We start from the raw sequence: 11,276 nt of genomic DNA on the forward strand, positions 1-11,276 counted from the left end.
GGCGGCCGCCCTGGCCCAGGTGCCGACGGGGGGCGAGGCTGCCCTGCCGGGCGGGTCGGTGGCGCGGGCGCTGGCCAGCTATGACACCGACCTGGGTCTGTGCCGTCTGATCGAGGCGGGCGCGGAACGCGCGCTGATGTGCCGCGACCAGGGCGGCTGGTCGGTGGCGCTGGCGGTGCCGGGCGCGGGTCAGGACGCCTATCTGCCCGCGTCGGACCTGGGAACCGGCCTGATCGACACCGCGCTGGACGATCTGGGGGCGGGGCCTGCGCTGGACCCCGCGGCCGAGGCTGCCGCCCTGTCTGACTGATCCCGCCATGGAACATCCGGCACGCGGGTCGTGTTGGGGGGCCTTGAGGAAAGGCCGGGTGGGGCATGTGGGACTGGATATCTGAGAACAGCGGGCTGGTTCAGGCCGGAATGGCGGCGGTCACGGCGCTGGTCTGGATGGTGTATCTGCACATCATCGTGTCGGGCCTGCGCCGCCAGCGCCGGACCGAGATCCTGATCCAGCTGGGCGGCGCGCGGAACCTGTCCGCACGCATCCTGGTCAGCAACCTTGGGTTCGAGCCGATCTATGTGCTGGAGATCATGCTGACCGTCTGGACCGCCAGCGGAGAGCGCATGTCCTCGGTCGCCGACCGAACCGAGATCGCGCAGGGCCAGCACGCAACCCCGCGCGAGGCGACGCTGCAGGGACCGCTGAAAAGCGGGGATCACGTCGATATCGGCAGCGTGCTGGACCTGCTGGACCGCGCCCGCCACCGCAGCTTCGACGCGCTGGAGCCCGGCGACATCCGCGAGGTCGAGGTGACGGTGGCAGCCATCACCGCCGCCGACAGCCGCATCGCGGCCGCCGCCCGCCGTTTCGCGATGAAGGGAGAAGGCGACGACATGTCTCTGTGTCCGCAGAACCTCTATGCACGCCAGATCCGGTCGCGCTGGCGCCGCCGCCAGATCGAGGCCAAGCTGCGCGAGCGTCTGTGATCAGTCCCCGCCGAACAGATCGCGCGTGAACACGCGGTCGGCCACGTCCTGCAGGTCCGGGGTCAGGCGGTTCGCCACGATCAGGTCGGCGCGCGCCTTGAACGCGGCCAGGTCGCGGATCACCTCGGACCCGAAGAACCGCGCGTCGGGAAGGGCGGGTTCAAACACCACCACCTCAAGCCCCTTTGCCTTCAATCGCTTCATGATGCCTTGGACGGCGGATTGGCGGAAATTGTCGGACCCGGCCTTCATCACCAGGCGATGGATGCCCACCACCTGCGGCCTGCGCGCCAGGATGGCGTCGGCGATCACGTCCTTGCGGGTCCGGTTCGCCTCGACCACCGCGGCGATCAGGTTCTGGGGCACGTCGTTGTAGTTCGCCAACAGCTGCTTGCTGTCCTTGGGCAGGCAGTAGCCGCCATAGCCGAAGGACGGGTTGTTGTAATGGGCGCCGATGCGCGGATCCAGCCCGACACCCTGGATGATCTGGCGGCTGTCCAGGCCAAGCGACAGGGCATAGCTGTCCAGTTCGTTGAAATAGGCCACGCGAAGGGCAAGATAGGTGTTCGCGAACAGCTTGATCGCCTCTGCCTCGGTGGAGCCGGTCAGCAGGACCGGCACGTCGTCGTCCAGCGCCGCCTCGGCCAGCAGGTCGGCAAAGGTCCGGCCGCGGGCGCTGTCCTCGCCCACCACGATGCGCGAGGGGTGCAGGTTGTCGTGCAACGCGCGCCCTTCGCGCAGGAATTCCGGACTGAAGATCACCTGCTCCGTGCCAAGCCGGGCGCGAACGTCGCGGGTAAAGCCCACCGGGACCGTCGACTTGACCACGATCACCGCCTGCGGCGCCAGCCGCGTGACATCCCGGATCACGTCCTCAACGCTGGAGGTGTTGAAGTAGTTGGTGACCGGATCATAATCGGTGGGCGTCGCCACGATCACGAAGTCGGCCCCCGCATAGGCCGCCGCCGGGTCGGTCGTCGCGGTCAGGTCCAGGCTTTGCGTGGCCAGGTGATGGGCGATGTCCTCGTCGATGATCGGACAGCGCCGGTCGTTCAGCATGGCCACGCGCCCCGCGTCCACGTCCAGCGCGCGAACGGTGTTGCGCGCGGCCAGCAGGACAGCGTTGGACAGGCCGACATAGCCGATGCCCGCGACGGCGATTGTTTTCCCGGACATGGCAGGCCTCCCGATGATGTGGCCGGCACAATAGCGTGCGGCGGCGGCGTTGCAACCGCCGCCGCGTGGCGTGCTAGACCGCCTTGGCTTCGGCCCGGCGCGCATGCAGCGCCGGTTCGGTATAGCCGGACGGCTGCTGCGTTCCGGTCAGCACCAGATCACGGGCGGCCATGAAGGCCGGCCCGTCAAAATCGGGTGCCATCGGGCGATAGGCGGGATCGCCCGCGTTCTGGCCGTCGACCTTGGCGGCCATACGGCGCAACGCGTCCTCGACCTGGGCTTCGGTGATCAGCCCGTGCTCCAGCCAGTTGGCCAGGTACTGCGCGCTGATGCGGCAGGTGGCGCGGTCCTCCATCAGCTGCACGTCGTCGATGTCGGGCACCTTGGAACAGCCGATGCCCTGATCGACCCACCGCACAACATAGCCCAGGATGCCCTGCGCGCTGTTGTCCAGCTCGCGCAGGACCTGATCCTGCGGGATCGGGCCGTCGGCCAAAGCCGGGGTCAGCAGCAGGTCCAGGTCGGGGATCGGCTGACCCTGCAGCTCGTCCTGGCGGGCGGCCACGTCGATCTGATGATAGTGCAGCGCGTGCAGCGTCGCCGCGGTGGGCGAGGGAACCCAGGCCGTGCTGGCGCCCGATTTCGGGTGGCCGACCTTGACCTCCAGCATCTCGGCCAGGGCGTCGGGCTTGGCCCACATGCCCTTGCCGATCTGCGCGCGGCCCCGCATGCCCGACGCCAGGCCGATCAGCACGTTGCGATCCTCATAGGCCTTCAGCCAGGTGGCGGTCTTCATCCCGTCGCGACCCACGAATGCACCCGCCTGCATCGAGGTGTGGATCTCGTCGCCGGTGCGGTCCAGGAAGCCGGTGTTGATGAAGAAGATCCGGTTGCGGATCGCGTGGATGCAGGCGGCCAGGTTGGCGCTGGTGCGGCGCTCCTCGTCCATCAGGCCCAGCTTGACGGTGTTGGGGGCCAGTCCCAGGGCGGTCTCGACATGGGCAAAGACGCGGTTCGCGAATGCAGCCTCTTCGGGGCCATGCATCTTGGGCTTGACGACATAGATGGCGCCGGCGCGGCTGTTGCGCGGTCCTTCGGTCTTCTTCAGGTCATGGATGGCGCAGGCGACGGTGACCATCGCATCCATCAGCCCCTCGGGCGTGGATTGGCCGTCCTTGCGGATCACGTCGGTGGTCATCAGATGGCCGACGTTGCGCACCAACAGCAGGGCGCGGCCCTGCAGCGTCACGGTGCTGCCGTCGGGCCGCGTCACGGTCCGGTCTCCCTCCAGGCGGCGGGTCATCGACGTGCCGCCCTTCTCGAAGGTCTCGGACAGATCACCCTTCATCAGGCCCAGCCAGTTGCCATAGACGCCGATCTTGTCCTTGGCATCGACGGCGGCGACGCTGTCCTCGCAATCCTGAATGGCCGACAGCGCGGCCTCCAGCACGACGTCGCGCAGCCCGCTGGCGGATGCCGCCCCGATCGGGTGGTCGCGGTTGATCACCAGCTCGACATGCAGCCCGTTGTGGCGCAGGACGTATCCGGTGTCGGCGCCGTCGCGGTGGGTGCCGACAAAGGCTGCCGGATCGGCCAGCCGCGCGGCCTGGCCCCCAACGGTCGCGACCAGCCCCTGCGCGTCGGCGTCATAGGCGGTGACGTCGGCATGGCTGCCCCCATCCAGCGGCAGCGCCTGATCCAGGAATGCGGCCGCCTTGGCCACGACCGCGTCACGGCGCGCCGGATCGAACCCGGCCGACGGCACCGGACCCATCACGTCCGACCCGTACATCGCGTCATAGAGCGAGCCCCACCGCGCGTTCGCCGCGTTCAGGGCAAAGCGGGCATTGCTGACCGGCACGACCAGCTGCGGCCCGGCCAGAGTGGCGATCTCGGGGTCAATGTCGCCGTTCTCGACGGCAAACGGGGCCGGTCCGGCGACCAGATAGCCGATCTCGGTCAGGAAGGCGCGATAGGCGGCGGCGTCCCAGGGCTGGTTTCCGCGAGCCTTGTGCCACGCGTCGATCTGGCGCTGCAGCTCGGCGCGGCGTTCCAGCAGGGCGGCGTTCTCGGCCGCGAATCCGTCCAGCAGCCCGGCGTAACCCTGCCAGAAGGCATCCGCCGTCACGCCGGTCCCGGGCAGCACCTGCGCCTCGATGAACTGCGCAAAGTCGGTATCGACCTCAAGGCCGTGGCGGGGGGTGGCGGAACGGGTCATGGGGCTCTCCTCGGATGGCGGGGATTCGGCATCGGGCCATACCCCAAGGGTGGGATACGTCACCCCGGCAGGTTTGCCAAGGGTTTTGGAACGATTTTCCATTGTGTCCGCAAACCGGGCGTTGCGGCCTGGTGTCGCGGGGGTCCGGGGGCCCCGCAGCCTTGCCGCCCCCCTCGATGGGGGGTGGCAAGGCTTCCTTCCCCCAAAGGCGCGCACATGATCACGATGTCCGTTTCCGCTGGCAGAATGTCGCAATTCTGCCGCGCCGTCGTTCGCCTGCGACTAGTTTGGGGCGAAAGCCACCCCGGACCCCCGAGCAGCGCCATGACCCAAACCTCCGACTTGACCACAGCCCAGCTGATCGCCGCCCGTCTTCCCGGCCACGCGCTTCCCCGCGACCTGTATTGCGGCGAACAGGCCTTCCAGGACGACCTGGAGCAGATCTGGTACCGGGAATGGCTGTTCGCCGGTCCCAGTTGCGAGCTGCCCAAGACCGGCAGCTACATCACCATGCAGGTCGGCCAGTATCCGGTCATCGTCACCCGCGGCGCAGACGGCCGCATCCGTGCCTTCCACAACGTCTGCCGCCACCGCGGCCAGCGCCTGTGCGCCAAATCGAACGGGACCAATCCCAAGCTGGTCTGTCCGTATCACCAGTGGACCTACGACCTGAACGGCAAGCTGCTGTTCGCGCGCGACATGGGCCCCGAGTTCGACCCCTCGAAATACAGCCTCAAGCCGGTTCATTGCGTGGACCTGAACGGCATGATCTTCATCTGCCTGGCCCAGGTGCCCCCCGCCATCAACGAACTGGCGGCTAACTTGACCCGCTATGCCGCGCCCTCGGGGCTGGCCGATGCCAAGATCGCCTTCAGCTCAACCATCGTCGAGAAGGGCAACTGGAAGCTGGTGATGGAGAACAACCGGGAATGCTATCACTGCAGCGGCAGCCATCCGTCGCTGTGCCGGACCTATTCCGACGATCCGCTGATGACGGTGATGGAGGGGCCGAACGCCGCCTCGCCCGAGATCCTGGCCCATTGGGACCGCTGCGACGCCGCCGGTCTGCCCGCCCGCTTCGTCAACGCGCCCGACATGCAGTGGCGCATGGCGCGGGTGCCGCTGATGGACCATCAGGAAAGCTTCACCATGTCGGGCAAAGCCGCCGTCGCGCGGCGCATGGGCACGATGCCCTGGAATGACGCCGGCAGCCTGATGTTCTATCACTTCCCCTCGTCCTGGAACCACTTCCTGCCCGATCACGCCATCGTCTTCCGCATCCTGCCGATCAGCCCGACCGAGACCGAGGTCACGACCAATTGGCTGGTCCACAAGGACGCGGTCGAAGGCGTCGATTACGACATCGAGACCCTGACCCGCGTCTGGCTGAACACCAATGACGAGGACCGCCAGGTGGTCGAGGAAAACCAGGCCGGCATCCTCTCCCCCGCCTATGAGCCCGGCCCCTATTCCCCCACGCAGGAGGCCGGTGTGATCCACCTGATCGACTGGTATTGCGGGTTGATGGCATCACGCCTCGGGATGCGGCAGGCGGCCGAATAGATGGCCAAGCCCCGCGTGAACTGGGCCGCCGAGCCGTGGTCCGATGACGAGCCGCTGGAATGCGTCATGGTCGTGCCCGAGACGCGCGACACCTCGACCTTCATCTTCCGGGCGCCGTCTGGCGCGTGGTTCGACTATCAGCCCGGCCAGTTCGTGACGCTGGACCTGCCCGTCGATCCCGCCAGGGGGCCGGCCGGCAACGTCCAGCGGACCTACACGATCAGCTCGTCGCCCTCGCGGCCGCTGTCGATCTCGGTCACGGTCAAGGCGCAGTCGACCTCGATCGGCACGCGCTGGATGCTGGATCACCTCAAGCCGGGAATGCGGATCCGGGCCTTTGGCCCCAACGGCATCTTCAGCTTTCACCGTCATCCGGCGGCGAAGTACCTGTTCATCTCGGCCGGGTCGGGCATCACGCCGATGATGTCCATGACCACCTGGGCCTGGGACCGCGCGCAGGACACCGACATCGTCTTTGTCCATGCCGCGCAGCGCCCATCCGACATCATCTTCCGCGACCAGCTGGAACATTACGTCGCCCGCGTGCCCGGCCTGCAGCTGCGCCTGACCGTCGAACAGCCCGAACCGTTCCGCGTCTGGCACGGCTATCAGGGGCGGTTGAACAGCCTGATGCTGGGCCTGATGGCCCCCGACTATCTGGACCGCGAGGTGTTCTGCTGCGGCCCCGAGCCGTTCATGCAGGCCGTGCGCGAGATGCTGATCTCGCTTGGCTACGACATGGAGCGCTATCACCAGGAAAGCTTCGGCGCCCCCGTCGCCACCGAGGCCGAGGCCCCGGTCATCGAGGATGTCACCCCGGCCGACGATGCCAGCGCCCAGGTGACCTTCGCCTCCAGCGGCGTGACGGCGTCCTGCGCGGAAACCGACACGGTTCTGGCGGTGGCCAAGCGGGCGGGGCTGAACATTCCGTCCGGCTGCACCTTCGGCCTGTGCGGCACCTGCAAGATCCGCAAGACCGCGGGAGAGGTCCACATGGTCCATAACGGCGGCATCAGCGACGAGGACATCGCCGAGGGCTGGATCCTGGCCTGCTGTTCGAACCCGATGGGGCGGATCACCGTCGAGGTCTAGCCCAGGATGACCCGATGCTCCTGTTGGCCTGTGACGCCTGCGGGAACCGCATAGGTGCAGCCGTCCGTGTCGCGCGGATCGTCCAGCCCCTGCCGTGCGGTCGTCGCGAACAGCGTCGTCAGGTCCGCGCCGCCGAAGGCCGGGCAGGAGACGTGCGGTGCGGGCAGATCGATCGTCCGCTCAAAGCGGCCCTGCCGGTCATAGCGCGCGACGCGCCCCGCGCCCCATTGTGCCGACCACAGCCCGCCCTGGGCGTCGATGACCGCGCCGTCGGGGTTCAGCCCTTCGGCGTTCAGGTGGATGAACACCTGCGGATCGCCCGCGGGCCAGCCGTCGCGGTCCAGCCGGACCTGCCAGATGGTCGAGCGGTCGGTATCCGCGAAATGCGCCAGATCGCCTTCGGGCGAAAAGCAGATCGCGTTGGTGATGGTGATGTCGGGGAACAGACGGCGCAGCTCTCCGCGGTGGAACCGCCAGATCGACCCGGCACCGGGTTCCGCGTTCAGCCCCATCGTCCCGATCCAGAACCCGCCCTGCGGGTCGGCACGGCCATCGTTGCTGCGCGTCACGACGTTGTCCGCCTCCAGCGGCACCAGGACCTGGGCAGCACCGTCGCGCAGATCCACCAGCGACAGCGTCCGGCTGGACGCCACGATGATGCGGTCCGCATCGACGATCCCCGCGGCCGAGACGGGGTCGGCAAAGTCCCAGTGACGCCGCGCGCCGTCCAGCGGCTTTTCGAACATGCGGCGATCGATGATGTCGAACCAGATCAGCGACTGGCGGTCGGGATGCCACAGGGCGCCTTCGCCCAGGGTGCAGGGGGTGTCGTCAAAGATCATGCGCTGGCCTCCCATGCGGCGACAATGGCGGCGGCCTTGGCGGCCACGGTGTCGGCACTGTCGCCGGGCTTGTACAGGCTGGATCCGATCCCGAAGCCCGCGGCCCCGACACGGCGCCATTCGGCCATGTTGTCCACGGACACGCCGCCCACGGCCCAGCAGTCGGTTCCCGCGGGCAGCACCGCGCGCATGGCGCGCAGGCCCGTGGGACCGATCAGTTCTCCGGGAAACAGCTTCAGCCCGGTGGCGCCCGCCGCCAGCGCGGCAAAGGCCTCGGTCGGGGTCATGACGCCGGGATAGCTGGCCATGCCCGCCTCCACGGTGGCGCGGATCACGCCCGTGTCGCAATTGGGCGAAAGGACCATCCGCCCGCCCGCATCGCGGACCGCCTGCACCTGGTCGGGCGTCAGCACCGTGCCTGCGCCGACCTGTGCGGCGTCACCGAACTCGCGCGACAGGATTCGGATGCTGTCCAGCGGATCCGGAGAATTCAGCGGCACCTCCAACCGGGTGATGCCGGCCTGGATCAGGGCATGGCCGACGGCGCGGGCGTCCTGCGGCGTCAGGCCGCGAAGGATGGCGATCAGGGGACGGGACATGGATTATCCTTGCAGAAATTGACGATGGGCCGCGGACAGGCCGGCCAGCGTGGCGTCCTGGACCGACATGCGCGCGGCGGGGACGCCCTGCGCGGCCAGCGCATCGGCGTAAAGCGCCGACAGGGCGGGGGCGCCGATGATGGTGACCTGCGATCCCAGCCACCAGGGCCGGGCCGCGGCCATCTCCCACCCGATCAGCGTGCCCGACAGGCGTGCGCGTGCCGCAGCCGGGTCCAGCCCGGACAGCAGCGATTCCGCGCGCAGCTGGAACAGGCCCGCATAGCCGCGTTCCGGGCGGCTCATCGCGTCCGACACCGCGTTGCGGAACAGTGCGGGATCGCAGTCACCTTTGCCGACCGAATGGCGCAGGACCGACTGGTTGGCGATCAGGCCGAACAGCTCACCGGTCATGAAGCTTTTGAAGTTGCAGATCTCACCCGCCGAGATGCGGACCCATTTTGTATGCGTACCCGGCAGGCAGGCGATGCCGTCGAAATCCGGATCCAGCGCCAGAAGGCCCGCGATCTGGGTCTCCTCTCCGCGCATGACATCGGCAGGGTCGTCCTGACGGACACCGCAGATGACGCGCACGGGCCGGCCGCCCGGATCGCCGGGCACCGCGACCATGCGTGGGGCGGCGGGGCAGGGGACGGGCGCATAGGGTGCCTCGACCCAGCCCTGGCGCGATCCGACCATGCCGCAGGCGATGACCGGCACGGCGGGCCACCCTTGGGTCGCCTGCGCCAGCACGCCCGCAAAGCGGTCGGGGGTCAGGCCGCCCATGCCCTGATCGCTGTCGCGGGCCTCGACCACGGTGCGGCCGGACATGGCCCACAGCCGCAGGTTGGTGGTGCCCCAATCGGCGGCAATCCAGTCTATCGTCACAGGCGCGTCCCTTCGATCACGGCGATGGTTTGCGGAAAGGCCGGGGGCAGGGCCACGCCCTGCGCCATCAGCGCCGCGCCGTTCAGGGTCACCGCACCCCGCGACAGCGCAACAGAGGAACTGTGGTGACCCACGGGATGTTCCAGCATCGTCAGACGATAGCGCGCCTGCGGGTCCAGCCCGGTCAGACGCAGCAGCGGCGGCTGCAACGCGACGGGGGCGTCGATCTGTGCGGCAAAGACCACCATGCGGCTGCCGTCGGCGGCCAACTGCATCTCGGCCAGGCTGCCCGCAGGGCGGTCCAGCCGCCAGATGTCGCCCGCCATCATCCAGTCGCGGTTGGCCTTCCACCAGGCGGTGACGCGGGTCAGCGTCCTGGCCTCGGCTGTGGTCAGTTCACGCGGGTCCATCTCGAACCCCATGTGCCGCTGTGCCGCGGTCCAGGCGCGCAGCGCCATGGGCAGGACGCGCCCCGAGGTGTGGCACTCGCGCGGGCCGACATGGCTGCCCGTGACGCAGGCGGGCAGCAGCATCGCCGCGTGATGCTGGATGCGCAGGCGTTCGTTCGCGTCGTTGCTGTCGGACAGCCAGACGCGGCCGCAGCGGGTCAGGATGCCCGCGTCGATGCGCCCCCCGCCCGACGCGCAGCTTTCGAATTCCACCTGCGGATGGGCCGCGCGCAGCCGGTCGAACAGCGCATAGACGCCGCGCGTCTGCGCCGCATCGGGAAAGGGCGTCAGCCGGTTGTGATCCCATTTGACATAGTCGATGTCCCACGCGCCCAGGATGCCGCCGATGCGGTCGAACAGATGGTCGCGCACGTCGTCGCGGGCCATGTCCAGGTGCAGCTGGGTGCGCCCGCGGATCTGGTCCGCGGGGCCCAGCACCCAGTCCGGATGGGCGCGATAAAGATCGCTGTCCTCGTTGATCATCTCGGGTTCGAACCATAGGCCAAAGCGCATGTTCAGCGCACGGAGCTTGTCGATCAGCGGCTTGAACCCCTGGGGATGCTTGCGCGGGTCGATGGTCCAGTCGCCCAGGGACGAGCTGTCGTCGTCGCGCCGCCCGAACCAGCCGTCGTCCAGCACGAACCGTTCCGCGCCAAGGGCCGCGGCGCGTTCGGCGATCTGGGCCAGTTCGGTGGCGTCGTGGCGGAAATAGATCGCCTCCCACCCGTTGTAATGCACGGGGCGCGGCCGGCGCGCGGGGGGCAGGGCGTCGCGGATGGCGCGCTGAAAGGGGACCGCCACGCTGTTCAGGCCCCGATCGCCGCGCGCCAGCCAGATCTCGGCCGTCTCGAAGACCGTGCCGGGTGCGCGTTCCGACCCCGAGCAATGGCCCAGCTGGATCTGGCGGCGGCCGTCGGGCAGGGCCTCGACCAGCATCCGGTGGCCGCCGGACCAGCCGTAATGCAGGGCCACGGCCTCTCCGCCGGTATTGGTGGTGCCGGGGGCGGTCAGCCACAGATGCGGCGGATGTTCGTGGCCCGATCGACCGGTGCGCGCGTCGCGCAGGCGCGCGCCGTGGTCCAGCGCGGTCGTCACCGGCTGGAACTCCCGCGTCCAGCGCCCCGCCAGTTCGGTCAGGTCGGACAGATGGGCGGGGACCGGCAGGGCCAGCGCCAGACGGTGCAGCGTCACCGCGGCGTCGGACGACAGCCGCGCGCGCAGGCCGATCAGCCCGTGATCCATCGCACGGATGGTGATGTCCAGCCGCAGGCCGGGCGCGACATGGCGCAGGGTCAGCGCGTCGCCCTGATCCGCGCTGTCGAGGCGCCAGTCCGGCTCCAGCGGCAGGCCCTTCTGGAACGCGACCAGCCCCGGCTGGCCCGGAAAGCTGCGCCGCGCCTCGGGGACCAGCGCCAGGGGCGGCAGGGCGTCCAGCATGCCGCCGGTGATGCCGCCCGCCGCCGCC

Annotated in this window: 10 protein-coding genes; 4 read left to right on the forward strand and 6 right to left on the reverse strand. The window is 68.9% G+C overall.

What is annotated here, in order from left to right; translation table 11 throughout:
- Both FHD68_RS19060 and FHD68_RS14575 read left to right on the forward strand, forming a co-directional pair.
- Nucleotides 1–310 (forward strand): hypothetical protein (locus FHD68_RS19060; RefSeq protein ID WP_208863782.1); only part of this gene is annotated, 310 nt, incomplete at its 5' end.
- Nucleotides 311–375: 65 nt separating this feature from the next.
- Nucleotides 376–987, forward strand: coding sequence for a hypothetical protein (locus FHD68_RS14575; RefSeq protein WP_045999827.1), 612 nt, complete (start codon nucleotides 376–378; stop codon nucleotides 985–987).
- Here FHD68_RS14575 and FHD68_RS14580 read toward each other — a convergent pair whose 3' ends face one another.
- Entirely contained in the window at nucleotides 988–2,163 is a 1,176-nt protein-coding gene (locus FHD68_RS14580; protein ID WP_127899461.1) for a nucleotide sugar dehydrogenase, read from the reverse strand. It lies immediately after the preceding gene.
- Between the two features lie 73 nt (nucleotides 2,164–2,236).
- Nucleotides 2,237–4,381, reverse strand: coding sequence for a malate synthase G (locus FHD68_RS14585; RefSeq protein WP_127899462.1), 2,145 nt, complete (start codon nucleotides 4,379–4,381; stop codon nucleotides 2,237–2,239).
- A gap of 324 nt (nucleotides 4,382–4,705) precedes the next feature.
- On the opposite strand from FHD68_RS14585, the gene FHD68_RS14590 reads away from it, so the two are divergent.
- A complete protein-coding gene (locus FHD68_RS14590; RefSeq protein WP_127899463.1) occupies nucleotides 4,706–5,944 on the forward strand; it encodes an aromatic ring-hydroxylating oxygenase subunit alpha in 1,239 nt (412 codons plus the stop codon).
- Nucleotides 5,945–7,036 carry an FAD-binding oxidoreductase gene (locus FHD68_RS14595; RefSeq protein WP_127899464.1) on the forward strand — a complete coding sequence of 364 codons (1,092 nt, stop codon included), beginning with the start codon at nucleotides 5,945–5,947 and terminating at the stop codon, nucleotides 7,034–7,036. It abuts the gene before it with no gap.
- Here FHD68_RS14595 and FHD68_RS14600 read toward each other — a convergent pair.
- The 4 genes from FHD68_RS14600 to FHD68_RS14615 form a co-directional block, all read right to left on the reverse strand.
- Nucleotides 7,033–7,878: an SMP-30/gluconolactonase/LRE family protein gene (locus FHD68_RS14600; protein ID WP_127899465.1), complete on the reverse strand. Its 846-nt coding sequence runs from the start codon at nucleotides 7,876–7,878 to the stop codon at nucleotides 7,033–7,035. The genes FHD68_RS14595 and FHD68_RS14600 overlap by 4 nt on opposite strands.
- The gene (locus tag FHD68_RS14605) at nucleotides 7,875–8,477 is read right to left on the reverse strand and encodes a 2-dehydro-3-deoxy-6-phosphogalactonate aldolase (protein WP_127899466.1); all 603 of its coding nucleotides are present in this window, start codon (nucleotides 8,475–8,477) and stop codon (nucleotides 7,875–7,877) included. Before FHD68_RS14605 ends, FHD68_RS14600 begins: the two co-directional genes overlap by 4 nt.
- Before the next feature lie 3 nt (nucleotides 8,478–8,480).
- Nucleotides 8,481–9,362 (reverse strand): 2-dehydro-3-deoxygalactonokinase, encoded by an 882-nt coding sequence (locus FHD68_RS14610; protein WP_127899467.1) that lies wholly within the window; start codon nucleotides 9,360–9,362, stop codon nucleotides 8,481–8,483.
- Nucleotides 9,359–11,276: alpha-galactosidase (locus FHD68_RS14615; protein ID WP_139086102.1), on the reverse strand; the 1,918-nt coding region annotated here is incomplete at its 5' end. The genes FHD68_RS14615 and FHD68_RS14610, both read right to left, overlap by 4 nt.

It is taken from the genome of Paracoccus marcusii, assembly GCF_006151785.1.
GTDB classification, from domain to species: domain Bacteria; phylum Pseudomonadota; class Alphaproteobacteria; order Rhodobacterales; family Rhodobacteraceae; genus Paracoccus; species Paracoccus marcusii.

Bases quoted from the DNA above. Each gene is read 5' to 3' on its own strand.
- FHD68_RS14600 (WP_127899465.1), bottom strand. From the start codon at position 7,878: ATGATCTTTGACGACACCCCCTGCACCCTGGGCGAAGGCGCCCTGTGG.
- FHD68_RS14580 (WP_127899461.1), bottom strand. From the start codon at position 2,163: ATGTCCGGGAAAACAATCGCCGTCGCGGGCATCGGCTATGTCGGCCTG.
- FHD68_RS14595 (WP_127899464.1), top strand. From the start codon at position 5,945: ATGGCCAAGCCCCGCGTGAACTGGGCCGCCGAGCCGTGGTCCGATGAC.
- FHD68_RS14590 (WP_127899463.1), top strand. From the start codon at position 4,706: ATGACCCAAACCTCCGACTTGACCACAGCCCAGCTGATCGCCGCCCGT.
- FHD68_RS14585 (WP_127899462.1), bottom strand. From the start codon at position 4,381: ATGACCCGTTCCGCCACCCCCCGCCACGGCCTTGAGGTCGATACCGAC.
- FHD68_RS14575 (WP_045999827.1), top strand. From the start codon at position 376: ATGTGGGACTGGATATCTGAGAACAGCGGGCTGGTTCAGGCCGGAATG.
- FHD68_RS14605 (WP_127899466.1), bottom strand. From the start codon at position 8,477: ATGTCCCGTCCCCTGATCGCCATCCTTCGCGGCCTGACGCCGCAGGAC.